Below are 15,997 nucleotides of genomic sequence, written 5' to 3'. Positions count from 1 at the left end.
TCACGGTGCTGGTCGTCACGGTGCTGGCTGTCAGCCAAGGCCGCCGTTGACCGGACTGACGTCGTTTGCCGCGTCGCGGACGGTGTTCCAGATGATGGTGGCTACCACGGCCACGCTCACCGCCGCGGCGGCGTACCAGAGGACTTGTTCGATTGAGACAGCACCTCGATCAGAGCGACCGTCGGATGTATCGAATCGACGCAGATGGCCATAGATGACGTGGAACATCGAGGTTGCGATCAGTGTTGGATCATTCATTGGTGTCTCCTTGTTGTGTGTGGGTGAGCGATGACGGGCGGAAGCTCAGAGGTTGAGCGCCGGATAGATGATGAGTGCCATGAACAGCAGTGCCATGCCAACGAGTGGTGGCGTGACCTTGTCGTTGCGGACACGGGCGTTGGCCTCCTCCTCAGCTGCCAACGTCGAGCGGAGCGTCGAGCATTTGGCTGTCAAAGTCCTCGCAACTGGAGCGCCCTCAGCGGCCGAGAGTTGGGCTGCGGCGGCAACCTGTGTGAGCTCGACCACTCCGAAGTCTTCGCCGACGATGGCGAGCGCCCCGACGAGGCTGTTGCCGGTGGTCCCTACTTCACGCATCCGTCGCCGAAGTTCGGTGAAGAGCACGCCGTCTCCGGCACGGGCAGCCTGCTGGAGTGCACCCTCGTGCCCCGTGTTTCCAGCTAGAAGCATCGTGACCATGTCGAGGTACGCAGACAACTGATGGCGCACATCGATCCGTACGTCGTCGCTGCGCGAGATTGCATCCGAGTGCACGGCGAACGGTGCGGCGGCGGCGCCCAGCAGCGAGAGCCCGAGTGGCACGACGACGCTGATCGACAGGAGGCCGATCGTCGAAAGGATTCCGACGACGAGCGCCGGTCCAATCAGCCCACCGACGGCGGCAAGCATCAAGAGCCCGACGTGGGTGGGGACCGTTCGGCCGATGAGCCGAAGCGGCTGCTGCCACCGCAGCGCTCGTTCTCCGATCTGGGTCTGTACGGCGAGGTCTCCGAGTCGAATTGTGAGCGGAGCTGCAGCATCCGCGACTGGCAGTGGGGCGGGCCGGCGGAGATACCGCACGCATCGTTCAAGCGACGGGCGGGGTTGCTGCCAACCGGATACTCCAAGCAACATTCCGGCGAAGAGCAGCAAGCTCGCCAACACGAGAAGGCCAGTGGTGCTCATGAATGCATCTCTCGAGTCGCGGTCGCACGACGCTCGACCACGGCAGTAGTGAGGAATCGACTTGGCTTCGGGTAGCGCGCCAATCGTTGGACCCGAAGGAGGAGTACCGCATAGATCGCGATGACAACGGTGAGGAAAATTTGGCCGCCGCTCGTTTCGTAGGGCCGGAGGTAGTCGGCGCGGCCGAACACGAGGAGGCCGACAATGAGTGATCCCATGATCAAGGTCAACATGCCGACCTCGCGTTGCATCGGTGCTCGTTCCGCATCGACGATGCGCCGTCGATCAGCTTGATGACGTGCTTGCTCAGCCAACGACGTCAACACCGCGACGGTGCGAGCACCGCGTTGTACCGCGATGAGGAGGCCGGCAGCCACGAGGTCGCCAAGCGGGTCGTCGATGTCGTCGGCGAAACGACGAAACACCACGTCCGGCTCTTGCCGGCCGAGCCCGGCGGAGAGACGCCTGACGTGTGGACGAATGAGAGTGGGACTCGTCGACACGGTCGAGGCGATGGCACCGATCGGCTGGTCGCCGGCAATCAACACGTCGCGCAGGCTTTCGATCCACGATGCCAGCGCATCGGTCTGGTCGACGTTGTTCGTCGAACGGTCTCGCCGCTGCCACATCCGGACCCCCACGAAGACGCCCGTCGCTACGACGAGTCCCGGCAGGACCCAGCCAGACGATGCAATAATGAGGAGTGCCGTCGCGCCACCGATCGCGAGACGCGTCATGAGCTGTCCGTCCGGCCGGGAGGCAGGTGCTGCATCGTTGCGAATTGGTGCAACTGCAACGACAACCGCTGTGATGCCGAGAGCTGAGCACGCCACCAGCGTCAGGAGGGCCAGGCTCACCGAACTTCCTCTCTGACAGAGAAGAGGTCTGCGCTGTAGCCAGCCAGCCGTAGACGCGTCAGGTGACGTTGCGAGAGCTGTGCGACCTGCGTCAGTTCGTCACCATCGTCGATGGCCCACACCTCGGTACTGGAGACGCCGCCTGCTTCGCCCAGGCCGCCGACTTCGATCACGGAGGTCACTCGACGGATCGCAGCCTGCTCGGCCTTTGCATTGCGGACCAGGTCGATGTGCACGATGAAGTCAACGGTCTGAGCGATCAAGCTCCAGACGGCGAACTCAGGCAAGCTCGTGTTCGACTTCGACACGTAGTACGCCAGACGCTGCAGCACGATGTCGGACGTGTGTGCATGGATCGTTGCCAGCGAACCGCGCTTACACATCGAGGCAACGTCGAGCATGTCGAGGGCCTCGTCTTCGACTAATTCGCCGACGACGACGCGGTCGGGGTTGAGTCGGCGCGTCAGCTCGACCAGCTGGCGCGTCGTGATTTCGCCTTCACCTTCGGCATTGGCATGACGCGTGAACAGCGCCGGTGCATCTGGGTGGCGCGGGTCGTCTTCGAGGCGCAGCTCAAGGAGGTTCTTCTCGACCGTGATGATGCGTTCGAGCGGAGACACCTCGCCCAAAAGTTCGGTGAGCAGCGTCGTTTTTCCGGCGCCGGGCGGGCCGGACACAAGAATGGTGAAGCCGCATCGTACGAGGGCGCGAAACTGCTCGACCATCGACTTCGGGAACAGGCCAAGATCGGAGAGGCCGTCCAAGCCTGCCTGACGAACGACGAACCGTCGGATGGCGATGCGCGGATGCGTCGAGATGCCGTGCTCGGTGTTGCCGCCCAGAACCATGACGATGCGCGACCCATCGTTCGACTGCAGCGTGAGCATTGGCGACGACGTGTCGAGGCGACCTTCCCCGGTACCGGTCATCCGGAGCGCCATCCGCTTTTGGAATGACGTTAATTCTGTTGACGATGCCCAGAGCTGGCCGACATCAACCTTGCGGCCGTCGGTGTACGTGACCCACGTGGAGTCGGCACTGTTGACGTCGATCTCCTCGACACCCGTGTCGCTCAGATACTTCTCGAGAGGACCGGCGCCGGTCAGTTCGGCGACGACGCGCGACCTGAGTAACTGCTCGGTCGGTTGATCGAGCGGCCGGAGACCATCGTGCAGCAACTCCTCGTTCATGACGGCGACCTCGTCGCTGATCCACGCGCCGATCAAGAGTTGCTGTCGTCGTTCGTCGGCGACAAGTGGAGAGCGGTCAGGAGCGGGTGTTGCGGCGTCATCGCGTTCGAGCGCGTCGATCAAGCGCTCCGCCACACGATCGGTGATGACACCGAGGGCGCTCCTGAGCAGGTGGTCGTCATGGTTCGAGACTGCACTCATCGTGATGATCCGAGCTGATCGATCCGGCTTGAGTCCGGCGCTCGATCTGTTTCTGCAGGTGCCACCTGTCGTGCCAATGCTGATGCCTCCCGAATAAGGGGGAGTCGAGCGAGGCGACGTTCGGACACGCCGGTGCGGCCTGCAAAGACGGCTGCTGTGAGATCGTCGACCGGAAGTGAGTGCATGACGATCTCGGCCTGCCCGTCGGCAGTGAGGAACTGGCCGACCTCGTCGGGTCCGAACGGGCGGTCGCCGATCAAGGCGACGGTCAGGGGGACGCCGAACGTCGCCAGGAACTGAACGAGTTCGGCCAGCCGTTCGAGTCGAACGGTGGCGGCTCCAGCCGACGCAGCGTCTTGTCGGTGGCAGACGACAATCGATGAGGCGAGCGAGAACAGCACCGATGGGGCGTCGGCGACCGCATACGAACCGATGTCGGCGATGATCGTCGGTTCGTAGAGTTGGGCGAGGAGCGGAAACAGTGTGCCGCCGGCCTCGCTGAGCGCTCTGCTGGCAGCACGCGACCGGACCGGCGCAGCGATGAAGCGAGTGCCCGAAGGAGCGTGGCGAACCATTGCGTCAACAGCGGACCAGGCGGTCGACGGGCTGTTGCCGAGGGCGGGGGAGTTCGCAACGATCGTGGAGAGCGACGGGCTGGCAGGCGTGCCGAGCCAGGCGGCGAGCGAGCCGCCAGTGCGATCGGCTTCGAGTATCACAGCATCGTGTCCTGATGGCCATCCTGCAGCGAGGGCGAGCGCTGTTGTCGTCGTGCAATCGCCGACAACCGCGATGATGCTCATTCGCCGAGACCGGCCGCAGCTGGGTCGGGGCTCGGCACCAAGAGCACGACGCGGACATCGTCAGCTGCGGCCACGATGGCAGCATCAGCATCGTTCAGTTCGACAGAAACCGACACCGTCCCGACGCCGCTGTCCGATTCCGTCGGGAAGCCGACCACCCGGCCGTCGATACTGACAGGGGTCTGGTCGTCATCGCCGCGGTCGGCCGGAATCACGAGTCGAACAGGCACTCGTTCGCGGATGCCCACGGGCAGCTTGGAGGCGTCGACCTCGAATGCAACGACCGCATTCCCGACAGACACGAGTGGCCCGACTTGCAGGGCTTGGCGCGTCACCAACGAGCCAGAGACCAAGCGCACGCGTGCGTACTGGCCGACGAGCGACCTGAGGTCGGCGCCCTTGATCACGTTGACGGTTGCATCGACATTGACGTCGACGGTGCGCAACATGTCGGGCGTGATGGCTTCGCCAGCGGCAACGTCACGAACGACTTGGACGGCTGGTTCACTTGAGTTGAGATCTGAATAGACACCAATGTTGACGCCGATGGCGATTGCGCCGAGCGCGACGCCGGCAGCAAGACGATTTCGGCGCCGTGCCGACGGACGGAAACCCTGCGGTTCGTCGGGCAACTGGTGGGAAGCGGGTGTGTGGATGTCACTCATGCGAAGTGTCCGATGCTGATCGTGGAGTCGAGCGCTGCGGGGGTCAGCATCAAGGTGTGGGCAAGGAGGCTGAACGCAGCAGCGCCGACCAGGCCGGGCCCGAAGGAAATCTCGGTCATGCGTCGGAGCAGCGCCACGGTCGCGGTCGAGCCTGCGGCGAGCGCGATGGTCACCAGGGCGAGTTGCCAGTGGACGGCACCAACAGCGGCACCGAGGACCAGTGCCATCTTCACGTCGCCGAACCCCATCGACCCGGGTGAGAGCAGGTGCATGAACAGGAGTGGGCCTGCCAACAGGGCAACACCGAGCACGACGTTGCTGGCAAGGACACCGGAGGAATGGAGAACGAACCCAATCGCAAGGGCCAGCGCGGAGGCCGCGATGATCTGATTCGGAAGCCGTTGTTCGACGATGTCAACCATCGCTGCGGGAACAAGCAGGGCGACCGAGATCGCACTCGCAGCCGCTACGCCATCTTGGAGCGCGGAAATAAGTGCTGTGATCACCGTTGCGATTGCTGCACTCTGACCCAGGGGTCCAATGGCGCGGGCTGAACGAATGACTGACCGGCGCGTTGTCAGAACGGTTGCGGCATCTGCCTCCCGAAGGAGGTTTTGGGATGGTGCAGTCACGTCGCCCTCCGACCAATGGGAATTCCACCGTAGTCGAATGCGACGACGGCCTTTTCCGGACCTGTTTGAGGCGTGCTCACACCGCGACCTGGCTTTCTCTCCGCGGTCGGGCGGTGCCGGAACGTGGCCGGATCGGCCTGTTCAACAGACAGTGGGGCGTTGTGGCGTCGAGGGGGAAAGCGGGCTGCGGGTTTTGTGTGAGCGATTGGGGCGTCGGTTCCCGCTATCGCTCACACAAAACGAGGTGGCGAGGGTGGCGCGGGCTGGTTAGGCGGTGCCGGAGAGGGACTGGACGGTCCACTCCAAGAGCCAGCCGAGATAGCCGTAGAGCTGGAACTCGTGGGAGTCGTCCATGTCGGCTTGCTCGGCAGCGTCGTCGTCGGTGATGTCGAGCATCGTGCCCAACACCAGACGCACAGCGTTCAACGACTGCATGAATGCCACCGTGTCGGGCTTGCTGAGATCAGCCAGACGGCCGGTGTTCGGATTGACGGTCAACATGGCGGTGACCAGATCGACCGACACGACGCGGCTGGTCACTAACTCCTCGCGCATCAAACGTTGATACTCGGCTTCCTTCTCAGGGTCGTCGCGAAACGCCGGCGGAAACAGCCTGTGCAAGAGCGGTGCGGTGACCTCGTTCACCTCGGCGGTGAGGAGGTCCTTCATCTCGCCGAGCAGACGGATCAGGAGATCGCGTTCTTCCGGCTCGAAATTCAATCGAAACTTGGGGCCAGCGCCGTCGTCGAACGTGCCCAGGGGATCGACGACACTGTTATCGACTCGCTCCACCGGAGGGACAAAACTATCTCTAGACATCGTGCTCCATCGAGGCCCACAGGCTGTGCTCGTGAAGGCGGAAGACGTGCATTTCGGCTTCTTCACGGTTGCCGTGAGCCACCGCGGCCTTGCCCTTGTGATGGACGTCGAGCATCAACGCTGTCGCCTTTTCGTCCGAGTAGCCGAACAGCGACTTGAGTACGTAGGTGACGTAGCTCATCAGGTTGATCGGGTCGTTCCACACGATCACGACCCACGGCTTGTCGTTCGCGAGCGCCTCATCAACGTCGGGTTCTTCAACCCTGACGGGCTCGAGAGTGGTGGGCACGTCCCCATTCTGCCCGCAGCACGCACCCATGTGGCAAACAGTCTCCGAAGAACGCGTTCTCTCCGTGCCCGACCCCGCCGACGAGGCGGGCCACGTTGGCGAAGAGGGTTCGATACCCTCACCAGAGTGGCGTACCAGGAACCAGAGTTTCTGCCGTGGGACGGCCGACGGGTTCCGCTGACTTTCGTTGCCGGCTACCTCGGCGCCGGCAAGACGACGGTGATCAACGAGTTGCTCGCCGTCACCGATCGGCCGATTGCCGTCCTCGTCAACGACGTCGGTGCGATCAACATCGATGCAGCCCTGATTGCACGCCAGCACGGCGACACGATCGAACTGACCGATGGCTGCGTCTGCTGCAGTCTGATCGACGGCTTCGGCGCCGCGTTCGACCAGCTCCGCGCTCGCGACGTTCCGCCCGACCACGTCGTCGTCGAACTGAGCGGCGTCGCTGACCCCGACCGCATGACGCCGTGGGGTAATTCGGCCGGATTCATCCTCGATGGTGTGGTCGTCGTGGTTGCTGCCGACCAGCTCGGCGCCGAGCACCTTGCCGGCCCAGCCCGGGACGCGATCGACAGTCAGATCAGCAAAGCCGACCTCCTCATGCTCTCCAAGACCGACATTGTCGAGCCACACGTTGCCGACGCAGCGCGCCGCCGCCTGAGCGAGATTGCGCCCGACACGCCCGTCTTCGAGCCCGGCGGCAACGCTGCCGCGGCGGGCCGCTTTCTCTCACTCGGTGGCCGCCGCCCCGAAGGCCCCGCTGCAACTGCGACACCCTCGCTGTTCGACGCACACGACGTGCACATGGTGCCGTTCCCGGAGATGGCCGATGCGGCCGAGGTTGCAGCAGCGGTGCGAGCAGCACTTGGACAGTACGAGCGGGTCGTGCGCGCGAAGGGAATTGCGGGCAGCGCCGATGGCGAACTCCACCTCGTGCAGGTGGTCGGCAGCCGCATCGAGATCGACCCGCTGCCGATGTCCGAGTTCGGGGCCGCCACTGCGCTCACAATCATCACCCTCCATTAGTTGCCTTCCCGCGTTTCCTCCGGCCAGGCAGCGGTGTCGATATCGGGCGTCTCGCATCGTGATATCATGATGTCATGACAAAGCAGACCACTGTTCGGTTGCCCGACGACCTCGCCGACGACGCCGAGGCAGTCGCACGAGTCCGCGGCGACAGCGTCAACCAACTCATCATCGACTCCCTCGCCGCAGAGATCGAACGGGTACGAGCCGACGACGACTTCACCGCCCGCGCAAGGAAGCTGCTCGAACGCGACCGAGAGATCCTCGACCGACTCGCCAAGTGACTCGCTACCTCAGCCTCGCTGAGTTCTGGTTCCTCTCCGAACTCGTCACTGGAATCGACGCCGCGACGCTGATCAGGGCCAGCCGCGTCGATCTCGCCGATTCTGCGCTCCATGCGCCACAGGCCGGCTTCGACGACACCGACTTCTACCCGGACGTCTACGACAAGGCAGCTGTACTCGCCTGTCGGATCGCCTGGAATCATCCGCTCCCCGACGGCAACAAGCGGGCAGCGTGGGCGTGCCTGGTGCTGTTCATCGATCTCAATGACGGATCGTGGAACGACTCGCAACCCGACACCGACCATGCTGTCGACGCAATGCTCGCCGTCGCGGCACGCGATGTCGATGAGAGATGGCTCGCCGGCTGGCTCAGAGAACGGGCCGTCTTCCGGAGCTGACTCCTCCGGCCGTCTATGCCTGCCCTCCGCTGGCTGGGCTGTTGATTCGTAGAATCAGGGGATGAACATGCTCTTGGTCGACAGCGGTGAAGACGACAGCTGGATCGAGGAACTCACCCGCTGCCTGCCCGACTTCGACGTCCGGAGCTCGGTCGGCGACGTCGATCTTGCTGAGGTCACGCACGTTGCGATGTGGCGGCTTCCGGATGAGCAGCTCGCTGCGATGCCGAACCTCGAAGCGATCTGCACGATGGGTGCCGGCTTCGACCACCTCGACCTCGATGCGCTTCCTGACGTCCCGATCGTGAGGCTCGTCGATCCCGCCATGGCGAACGACATTGCGCTCTACGTTCTCAGCTGGGTGATCCACTTCCAGCGCGGCTTGGACCGGTTCATCGCCAATCAACCCTCTGCGACGTGGCGCGGTGACGTGGTGACGGTGTTTCAGCGGGACTACTCGGTCGGGGTGTTCGGCTCGGGTGCTATTGGCCAGGTCGTGCTCGACACGTGTGCGCACCACGGCTACGCGACCCTCGGCTGGTCGCGCTCGAACCACGACCGACCACTCAACCAGTTCTTCACTGACTGCGACCTCGTTGTCGACCTCGTCCCGCTCTCTTCAGCCACCCGTGGCGTGATCGGTGCTGGCGAACTGGCTGCCCTCGGTGATGGCGTCTTGATCAACGTCGGCCGTGGCGCCACCGTCGACACCGACGCACTACTCGGTGCCCTCGACGGCGACCTGCGCGCCGCCGTGCTCGACGTGTTCGACGTCGAACCGCTGCCCGCAAACTCTCCGCTGTGGAGCCACGACAAGGTGACCGTGACGCCGCACATCGCGGGGCGCTCTGACCCGACGACCGCCGCGCCAATCATCGCGGCAAGCATCGCAGAGCTGCGTAGCGGATCACTTCCCGCCGCGACCATTCAGCGCAGTGGAATGTTGAAACACCGATCCCCCAAAGCGCCGAGCGCGTAGGCGGCATAGTCGACGCCGTCGGCGGCATAGAGCGTCCGACATTGCTCGCTCCAGGCGAGAGCCTCGGGCGACGACATCCGATGCACGACCTGCATGACTCCACCCTCATACACGCGGTACTCGGCCCACGTGCCGGGGAAGTCCTTGGTGCAGCCGATCTCGATCGTCGGGACACCCGATGCCGTCATCGTGCGGACCCGGTGGCGATGCGTGTGGCCTGCTGTGTAGGCAATGAGTTGAGGGCAGCGCGAGGCGACCCCGTCCAGCAGGTCGCTCCCGTCGGGGTGTAAACCGAAGTATGTGTCGCTGCGTCGGCCGCTGGCTTCGCCGACCCATTGTTGATGGTGGCCCATCGCAATCACCGGCAGTGGTGAGCTGCTACACCGGTCGGCGAGCCACTCGATCTGTGTGGCCGTGACCTGCCCCGTGGTCTCACCCGGTATCGCCGTGTCGAGCAGCGCAACGTTGACGCCCGGCAGTTGGATCCACTGATCGCCGGCGTAGCTGTCTTGGTGCTGGTAGCTGTCGTGGTTGCCGCGAACGACGTGCAAGCGATCGCCGAACGGGTCGCGGTAACACGCCTCGAATGCTGCCCACTCTTGCGGACGCCCGTCGACGGACAAATCGCCCTTGACGATGAGCGCCGCGACTCCAAGCGCATTGATCTCGGACGCCGCAGTCCGGTTCATCACCTCGGGGTACGGCTCGGCGCCCTCGGGGACACGCTGCACCGGGCCGGTCGAGTGTTCGTCGAGCCGGCCCGCTTCGACCTCGCCGAAGTGCACGTCGTTGACCGTGGCGAACCTGCAGAGCAGCGAACCGGCTGGACGTGCCAGCGTTCTGACCCGCACGCCATCAAGATCGTGTTCGGTGTCAGGGGTCAGATCTGTATACCGGCGCACGTTTGCACCGTCGTGGATGACGACCAGGTCGTCGGCAACCGTCGTGATCTCGATGTTGTCCAACTTGAGCTCAGGTACGCACGACGATGGAACCAACGACCTTGTCGTGCCAGGTCTGCTGCTTGTCGTCCCACAGCATCCAGAGGTAGCCGAGGTAGAAAATTTGCCCGGAGATCGCATTGGCGAAGAGCACCCGACCGAGGGCCTTGCCGAAGCCGATCGGCGTACCTGTCAGTTCGCCGACGACCTTCACGCCGACGATCTTGCGACCCCAGGTTTGGCCGGTCCTGCCAAGCGCCCTGACGTACACGACGAAGACGATCAGTAGTGCCGCCAAGATCAAAGCAATTCCACCGGCAAGAGTCCCGCCCTGCAAACTGTCAGTGGGGCAAATGATCTCGTCGTTGATGGTGGTGCAGCCATCGAATGCCGCGATGAGCAGCACGATGCCAGGGATCACGAGTGCTGTGGTGAGCAGGCCATACAGGAGTGAGTCGAGCAGCGAAGCACCAAACCGAGCGCCAAATCCAGCCCGAGTCCAGCCAGGGCTCGGCGTTGGGGAATACGCCTGGTAGCCGGGTGGTGGCGGACCCTGGTTGGCCGGTGGCGGAGGCATCGGCCAACCCATCGGCGGGTGCGCGGGTGCGGGCGGTGGTGGGGGGTTCGATCCGGATGGAGGGTCGAAGGGCGACGTCATCTTCGTAGTGTCGCAGATACCCGTGGTACTCCGCCGCGACGGCGATGCCGGATCAACGCCAGGGGCGCAAGCGGCGAATCGGGGTGGGCTGGGCCCAGCTCCGACTGCTGAAACGCCACGAGGTGTTGCGCGGCTCGCTGACCGGGCCCAGGGATGCAGCCTTCGGCCACAACACTTCAGTGGCAGCGACGATTGCTGCAGCTTCTTCGTCGGTCGGGGCCGGCGACATCGTGATGTTCACGTTCGTGATCTTATGGAGCCGGTTTGCTGTCGGGCGCATTGTCGCTCGGTGGGTCGTCGCCAACCGACCAGGATGATCGGGTCGGGCGGGTGACGATGCTGCCGGCGAACTGGTCGTGGAAGGATCGGCGTTGCGAGTTGGTCAAGGCCAAGATGAAGCCGACGAGGAAGACCGGCGAGATCAGAGCTCGGACCAGGAACCGACTTGTGGCCCGGCTGCGGTCGAGTGGGTTGCCGCTCGATACGTCGACCACCTTCGTGTCGGTGACGCGGTTGCCGATCCACTGGCCTGACGTCGACACGGCCGAGCCGTACCATCGGGCCACGAGCAGTAGCCCGATAATCGTGATGAGAATGCCGCTGAATCGGAGTGTCCCGGGGCTGAGCGCCAAGACCACGAGACCCGGAGCGATGGCAGCGACTGTCACGACGGAATCGATGAGGAACCCGGCGAACCGGGCGCCAAACGATGCGAACTCCGGATTGAAGTTGATCGCACCGGAGGATTCCATCGCCACCGGGCCGAGGCCCTTCGGACGTTCGGCTTCGCGCGGAACAGTCAGCTTGGCGCCGATGCCTGGACTGTCGGCGACGCTGCTCTCGTCGATCTGGCGGAGCAGGTCATCGAGATCGTCGTCCGGGGGTGCCGTGACCGGAGGTGCCGGAGTGGGAGCCGCAGCCGTCAGCGCTGGCTCCGGAACGAAATTCGCTGGTGCTGGTGCTGGTGCTGGTGCTGGTGTGATCGGTCGCACGGTCGGGACCGGCGGGCGTTCAGGGCGGTCACTGATCGAGTAGGTGCGCTTCGGAGGATCCGGGTCGGGTCCAGGCTGTATGTGGGCGGCTGGCCGAACTGGGGCAGCTTCGGGTACCGCGGCGCCAGGTGGTGGCGGAACCGATGGGGCAGGCGGCGGCGGAACCGGCGGCGTGTTCGGTGAAGGTGGTGAGGCCGGGGGTGGCGAGGGGGGTGGCGAGGCAGGAGGTGGTGAGGCCGGGGGTGGCGAGGCAGGGGGTGGCGAGGCAGGGGGTGGCGAGGCAGGGGGTGGCGAGGCCGGGGGTGGCGAGGGGGGTGACCCCGACGAGCTCGGCGGTTCCGTGGTGCTCACAGCGCTCGTTCAGCCGTCGATCAGAGGGGAACGTTGCCGTGCTTGCGCTTCGGCAGTTCCTCACGCTTGGTCGACAGCATCCGCAACCCAGCAACGATCTTTCGACGTGTGTCGGCGGGGTCGATCACGTCATCGATGTAGCCGCGTTCGGCAGCCGCATACGGGTTGGCGTACTTCTCGGTGTATTCCGCGATGAGCTCGGCGCGTCGCTCGACCGGGTTGGCAGCTTGCTGCAATTCGCGGCGGTAGACGATTTCGACGGCGCCCTGGGGGCCCATGACGGCGAGTTCGGCGGTGGGCCACGCGAAGGCGAGGTCGGAACCGATCGACTTCGAGTCCATCACGACGTATGCGCCGCCGTAGGCCTTGCGGGTGATGATCGAGATGCGCGGAACGGTGGCTTCGCAGTAGGCGTAGAGCAGCTTGGCGCCGTGCCGGATGATGCCGCCGTATTCTTGGTCGACGCCGGGCAGGAATCCGGGGACGTCGACGAACGTGATGAGCGGAATGTTGAACGCGTCGCACGTGCGCACGAATCGAGCGGCTTTTTCGGCCGACTCGATGTCGAGAACGCCAGCGAGGACCTTCGGCTGATTGCCAACGATTCCGACAGGCTTGCCGTCGATTCGCGAGAAGCCGCAGATGATCGACTTCGCGAAGTGCGGGAAGTATTCGAAGAATTCGCCGTCGTCGACGCAGGTGCGAACGACCTCGGTCATGTCGTAGGGCAGGTTCGGCGAGGCGGGAAGAATGTCGCGCAGCTCGGGGCAGTGACGATCGGGGTCGTCGGTCGGCTCATCGGCTGGCGGCTCTTCGAGATTGTTGGCCGGGAGGAACGAGAGCAGGAAGCGCACGTCGTCGAGGCAGGACTTCTCGTCGTCCGCCACGAAAGTGGCGACGCCAGACTTTGAGGCGTGGCTCATTGCGCCGCCGAGTTCTTCGAGCGTGACGTCTTCGCCGGTCACGGTCTTGACGACGTCTGGGCCGGTGATGAACATGTGACTGGTTTCGCGAACCATAAAAATGAAGTCGGTCATCGCAGGGCTGTAGACGGCGCCGCCGGCACACGGGCCAAGGATCACCGAGATCTGCGGCACGACGCCGGAGGCCTGGACGTTGCGGTGGAAGATGCCGCCGTAGCTGGCGAGGCTGACCACGCCCTCCTGGATGCGGGCGCCTGCACCATCGTTGAGGCCGATGAGCGGAGCGCCCACCTTGAGCGACAGATCCATCAGCTTGTGGATCTTTTCGGCGAACACTTCGCCGAGTGCGCCGCCGAAGACGGTGAAGTCTTGCGAGAACACGAAGACCTTGCGACCGTCGACGGTGCCCCAGCCGGTGATCACGCCGTCGGTGTAGGGCCGTTCTTCGAGGCCTGATGCCTGGGCGCGGTGTCGGGCCAGCTGGTCGAGTTCGTGGAACGAGCCGTCATCGAGGAAGTAGTCGATCCGCTCACGAGCGAGCATCTTGCCCTTCTCGTGCTGGCGGTCGATCGACCGCTGAGATCCTGCGTTTTGGGCCTCTTTGCGACGCTCGGCCAATTCATCGAGTTTCTCCTGCATGCTCACTCCCGCAACATACCCGCAGAGGGCGCGCGAGATGAACTGGCGAGCGCGCGAGAATTGCATTGTGATCGCGGATCTTCCTGTTACCCAGCCGGTCCAGCCCATGTTGGCGAAACTGGCACGCCACATCCCAAACGGCGACAACTGGTTGTTTGAGCCGAAATGGGATGGTTTTCGCTGCATTATTTTTCGCGACGGGGTGGACATCGAGTTGGTCAGTCGCAAGCTCAAACCTCTCAACCGGTACTTCCCCGAGCTGATCGAACCGTTGCTTGCAGCGCTTCCCGATCGGTGTGTGGTGGACGGTGAGATCGTCGTTGCCGACAGCGGCGGTGATGGCCTTGACTTCGATGCGCTACTCCAGCGGATCCACCCGGCGAAGTCGCGAGTCGATCGCCTGGCAGCGGAAACACCGGCGGCGTTCGTGGCGTTCGACGTGCTGGCTCTCGATGACCGGTCGCTGATGGATGAGCCCATGTCCGCCCGTCGGGACGTGCTCGTCGAGGCGCTCGCTCCTAACGACGTGGTGCATCTCACACCGGCGAGCACCGACCGGGCTGTCGCTCACGACTGGTTCAGTACGTTCGAAGGTGCCGGTCTCGATGGCATCATTGCCAAGCCTCTCGACGGCGTCTACGCGCCAGGCAAGCGCAGCTTGGTGAAGGTCAAACATCAGCGCAACGCGTTGTGCGCCGTGCCTGGTTACCGAGTGCACAAAGACGGGAACGGCGTCGGGTCGCTGCTGCTCGGGCTGTTCGATGCCGACGGCGAGATGCACTCGGTTGGCGTGGCTGCGTCCTTCTCGGTCAAGCGACGCAGCGAGTTGCTTGCCGAGCTTGAATCGCGCACGCACGATCCGCTTGTCGATCACCCATGGAGCGGTTGGGCGGCGTGGCAAGACGAGCAGGCGCAGGCCGCAGCTGAGTCGACTCAGCCGCAGACGTTGTCAGCCGGAAGTCGTTGGAATTCTGGCAAAGACCTGTCGTTCGTGCCGATCAAGATGGGGCTGGTTGCTGAAGTCACCTTTGGCCAGCTCGAAGGAGGCAGGTTCCGCCACGGGGTCTCGTTCGTCCGGTGGCGACACGACTGCACACCAGGCGACTGCCGATACGACCAGCTCGACGTCGCAACACCCGTCGACTTCCACGAGTTCCTCAGCGAAGCGCGCTGAGCCGAACCTCTCGTGTCCGTGATTGCAGGCCGGGTGGCTGGATTTTGGCGAGGTATTCGCTGTCGGACCTGAGGCGTTCACGGAGGTCGTCGTAGTAGGTGCGGGGCGGGTTGAAATAGATCTGCCCGGTGTCCATCCGACCGCCATCAGGATGCGAATAGACCGCTGCCGGTTTCGGCGGCGGCCCGGCCGGCACGTTCGGTGCTGCACCCGACGGCGCGATCAGCCGGCCGTGCCCGTTACGAAATTCGAGGCCGTTGGCTTGGTCGGCGTTGCCGGTGATGTCGAGTCGGCCACGGTGGTGCATTCGGTGATGTTTCCCGCACACGAGCAACAAGTTGTCGGTGTCGGTCCGGCCGCCGTGTTCCCAATGGATCAGATGATGCACTTCAAGCCCAAGCGTCGCATCACAGCCCGGGACCCGACACACGCCGTGATCGCGATGTTCAATGATCGTGCGGGTCCGGGCAGGTACGACGTACTGGGTGCGACCGACCGACACGGGTAGGCCGCCCTCGACAAACACCGGGGTGACCGTGCCATCACAGGTGAGGTAACGGCGGATCGCGTCAGGAACGTTCCAGCCGCTGGCGTCGGTCATGGCACGCTCGTCGCGGTCGGTATCGCGGTCGGTATCGCGGTCGGTATCGCGGTCGGTATCGCGGTCGGTGTTGATGAACAGGTTGACCCTCAACCGGGCTCGGCGTGCCGGATCATTCACCGAGTCGAGCGACTCTTGGGCCATTTCGACCAGTGCTGCAGCGAGGCCGGCACCGAACTTGCCGCGCTGGAACAGTCGGTCGCGGGCTTCGTCGAGCGCAGCCTGCACGACCATCCCCGCATCGGCGTCGAGGCGACCCGACAGCCGGAATGATCCGTCGTCGTCCTGCCACAGCGACAGAAACTCTTCAACCGACGACGCTGCCGACTCCGAGGAATCAGACGACTTCACCGGATTGGCTTCGGTGGCTGTTTCGTTCTCCTCCCCATC

Annotated in this window: 20 protein-coding genes; 5 read left to right on the top strand and 15 right to left on the bottom strand. The window is 64.1% G+C overall.

The features are described 5' to 3' along the window. Positions 1-30 precede the first annotated feature (30 nt). The 9 genes from ACH2EI_RS06940 to clpS form a co-directional block, all read right to left on the bottom strand. Positions 31-258: a hypothetical protein gene (locus tag ACH2EI_RS06940; protein WP_395155469.1), complete on the bottom strand. Its 228-nt coding sequence runs from the start codon at positions 256-258 to the stop codon at positions 31-33. Between the two features lie 45 nt (positions 259-303). Next, positions 304-1,182, bottom strand: coding sequence for a hypothetical protein (locus ACH2EI_RS06935; RefSeq protein ID WP_395155468.1), 879 nt, complete (start codon positions 1,180-1,182; stop codon positions 304-306). Next, entirely contained in the window at positions 1,179-1,919 is a 741-nt protein-coding gene (locus ACH2EI_RS06930; protein ID WP_395155467.1) for a type II secretion system F family protein, read from the bottom strand. Before ACH2EI_RS06930 ends, ACH2EI_RS06935 begins: the two co-directional genes overlap by 4 nt. A gap of 116 nt (positions 1,920-2,035) precedes the next feature. Next, positions 2,036-3,430, bottom strand: coding sequence for a CpaF family protein (locus ACH2EI_RS06925; RefSeq protein WP_395159531.1), 1,395 nt, complete (start codon positions 3,428-3,430; stop codon positions 2,036-2,038). Further along, the gene (locus ACH2EI_RS06920; RefSeq protein ID WP_395153459.1) at positions 3,427-4,230 is read right to left on the bottom strand and encodes a hypothetical protein; all 804 of its coding nucleotides are present in this window, start codon (positions 4,228-4,230) and stop codon (positions 3,427-3,429) included. Before ACH2EI_RS06920 ends, ACH2EI_RS06925 begins: the two co-directional genes overlap by 4 nt. Further along, on the bottom strand, positions 4,227-4,895 hold the full coding sequence (locus ACH2EI_RS06915; protein WP_395153460.1) for an SAF domain-containing protein: 669 nt from the start codon (positions 4,893-4,895) through the stop codon (positions 4,227-4,229). The genes ACH2EI_RS06920 and ACH2EI_RS06915 overlap by 4 nt, the downstream gene beginning before the upstream one ends. Further along, complete coding sequence (locus ACH2EI_RS06910) at positions 4,892-5,527, bottom strand: prepilin peptidase (protein WP_395153461.1); 636 nt, start codon at positions 5,525-5,527, stop codon at positions 4,892-4,894. The genes ACH2EI_RS06915 and ACH2EI_RS06910 overlap by 4 nt, the downstream gene beginning before the upstream one ends. Before the next feature lie 267 nt (positions 5,528-5,794). Further along, on the bottom strand, positions 5,795-6,319 hold the full coding sequence (locus ACH2EI_RS06905) for a DUF2017 family protein (RefSeq protein WP_395153462.1): 525 nt from the start codon (positions 6,317-6,319) through the stop codon (positions 5,795-5,797). Between the two features lie 19 nt (positions 6,320-6,338). Beyond that, the gene (clpS, locus tag ACH2EI_RS06900) at positions 6,339-6,635 is read right to left on the bottom strand and encodes an ATP-dependent Clp protease adapter ClpS (RefSeq protein WP_395153463.1); all 297 of its coding nucleotides are present in this window, start codon (positions 6,633-6,635) and stop codon (positions 6,339-6,341) included. A 126-nt stretch (positions 6,636-6,761) separates the two neighbouring features. Between clpS and ACH2EI_RS06895 the strand changes: the two genes are divergently transcribed. From ACH2EI_RS06895 to ACH2EI_RS06880, 4 genes are all read left to right on the top strand, one after another. Next, positions 6,762-7,667, top strand: coding sequence for a CobW family GTP-binding protein (locus ACH2EI_RS06895; RefSeq protein ID WP_395153464.1), 906 nt, complete (start codon positions 6,762-6,764; stop codon positions 7,665-7,667). 74 nt (positions 7,668-7,741) lie between these two features. After that, a complete protein-coding gene (locus tag ACH2EI_RS06890) occupies positions 7,742-7,951 on the top strand; it encodes a hypothetical protein (RefSeq protein WP_395153465.1) in 210 nt (69 codons plus the stop codon). Further along, positions 7,948-8,349, top strand: a complete 402-nt coding sequence (locus ACH2EI_RS06885; RefSeq protein ID WP_395153466.1) for a type II toxin-antitoxin system death-on-curing family toxin — start codon at positions 7,948-7,950, stop codon at positions 8,347-8,349. The genes ACH2EI_RS06890 and ACH2EI_RS06885 overlap by 4 nt, the downstream gene beginning before the upstream one ends. A 61-nt stretch (positions 8,350-8,410) precedes the next feature. Then, positions 8,411-9,328 (top strand): NAD(P)-dependent oxidoreductase, encoded by a 918-nt coding sequence (locus ACH2EI_RS06880; protein WP_395153467.1) that lies wholly within the window; start codon positions 8,411-8,413, stop codon positions 9,326-9,328. On the opposite strand, the gene ACH2EI_RS06875 is transcribed toward ACH2EI_RS06880, so the two are convergent. The 5 genes from ACH2EI_RS06875 to ACH2EI_RS06855 form a co-directional block, all read right to left on the bottom strand. Continuing rightward, a complete protein-coding gene (locus tag ACH2EI_RS06875) occupies positions 9,277-10,293 on the bottom strand; it encodes a metallophosphoesterase family protein (protein WP_395153468.1) in 1,017 nt (338 codons plus the stop codon). The genes ACH2EI_RS06880 and ACH2EI_RS06875 overlap by 52 nt on opposite strands. Positions 10,294-10,300: 7 nt before the next feature. Then, positions 10,301-10,846 carry an RDD family protein gene (locus ACH2EI_RS06870; protein ID WP_395153469.1) on the bottom strand — a complete coding sequence of 182 codons (546 nt, stop codon included), beginning with the start codon at positions 10,844-10,846 and terminating at the stop codon, positions 10,301-10,303. A 133-nt stretch (positions 10,847-10,979) separates the two neighbouring features. Further along, positions 10,980-11,168: a hypothetical protein gene (locus tag ACH2EI_RS06865; RefSeq protein WP_395153470.1), complete on the bottom strand. Its 189-nt coding sequence runs from the start codon at positions 11,166-11,168 to the stop codon at positions 10,980-10,982. 10 nt (positions 11,169-11,178) lie between these two features. Further along, positions 11,179-11,919 carry an RDD family protein gene (locus tag ACH2EI_RS06860; RefSeq protein ID WP_395159529.1) on the bottom strand — a complete coding sequence of 247 codons (741 nt, stop codon included), beginning with the start codon at positions 11,917-11,919 and terminating at the stop codon, positions 11,179-11,181. A gap of 371 nt (positions 11,920-12,290) precedes the next feature. Continuing rightward, on the bottom strand, positions 12,291-13,832 hold the full coding sequence (locus ACH2EI_RS06855) for an acyl-CoA carboxylase subunit beta (protein WP_395154705.1): 1,542 nt from the start codon (positions 13,830-13,832) through the stop codon (positions 12,291-12,293). A 106-nt stretch (positions 13,833-13,938) separates the two neighbouring features. Here ACH2EI_RS06855 and ACH2EI_RS06850 point away from each other — a divergent pair, with 106 nt between their 5' ends. After that, positions 13,939-15,006 carry an ATP-dependent DNA ligase gene (locus tag ACH2EI_RS06850; protein WP_395154704.1) on the top strand — a complete coding sequence of 356 codons (1,068 nt, stop codon included), beginning with the start codon at positions 13,939-13,941 and terminating at the stop codon, positions 15,004-15,006. Here ACH2EI_RS06850 and ACH2EI_RS06845 read toward each other — a convergent pair. Then, positions 14,990-15,997, bottom strand: a 1,008-nt coding sequence (locus ACH2EI_RS06845) for an HNH endonuclease signature motif containing protein (protein ID WP_395159527.1), incomplete at its 5' end; no start/stop codon positions are given. The two genes, ACH2EI_RS06850 and ACH2EI_RS06845, sit on opposite strands and share 17 nt — an antisense overlap.

It is taken from the genome of Ilumatobacter sp., from assembly GCF_041688325.1.
GTDB lineage: Bacteria > Actinomycetota > Acidimicrobiia > Acidimicrobiales > Ilumatobacteraceae > Ilumatobacter_A.
This window is presented reverse-complemented; position numbering and strand designations above follow the sequence as displayed.

Excerpts from the sequence above, each read along its gene's own strand:
- ACH2EI_RS06920 (WP_395153459.1), bottom strand. The coding sequence starts at position 4,230 with ATGAGCATCATCGCGGTTGTCGGCGATTGCACGACGACAACAGCGCTC.
- ACH2EI_RS06915 (WP_395153460.1), bottom strand. The coding sequence starts at position 4,895 with ATGAGTGACATCCACACACCCGCTTCCCACCAGTTGCCCGACGAACCG.
- ACH2EI_RS06870 (WP_395153469.1), bottom strand. The coding sequence starts at position 10,846 with ATGCCTCCGCCACCGGCCAACCAGGGTCCGCCACCACCCGGCTACCAG.
- ACH2EI_RS06890 (WP_395153465.1), top strand. The coding sequence starts at position 7,742 with ATGACAAAGCAGACCACTGTTCGGTTGCCCGACGACCTCGCCGACGAC.
- ACH2EI_RS06930 (WP_395155467.1), bottom strand. The coding sequence starts at position 1,919 with ATGACGCGTCTCGCGATCGGTGGCGCGACGGCACTCCTCATTATTGCA.
- ACH2EI_RS06940 (WP_395155469.1), bottom strand. The coding sequence starts at position 258 with ATGAATGATCCAACACTGATCGCAACCTCGATGTTCCACGTCATCTAT.
- ACH2EI_RS06880 (WP_395153467.1), top strand. The coding sequence starts at position 8,411 with ATGAACATGCTCTTGGTCGACAGCGGTGAAGACGACAGCTGGATCGAG.
- ACH2EI_RS06925 (WP_395159531.1), bottom strand. The coding sequence starts at position 3,430 with ATGAGTGCAGTCTCGAACCATGACGACCACCTGCTCAGGAGCGCCCTC.
- ACH2EI_RS06855 (WP_395154705.1), bottom strand. The coding sequence starts at position 13,832 with ATGCAGGAGAAACTCGATGAATTGGCCGAGCGTCGCAAAGAGGCCCAA.
- ACH2EI_RS06935 (WP_395155468.1), bottom strand. The coding sequence starts at position 1,182 with ATGAGCACCACTGGCCTTCTCGTGTTGGCGAGCTTGCTGCTCTTCGCC.
- ACH2EI_RS06850 (WP_395154704.1), top strand. The coding sequence starts at position 13,939 with ATGTTGGCGAAACTGGCACGCCACATCCCAAACGGCGACAACTGGTTG.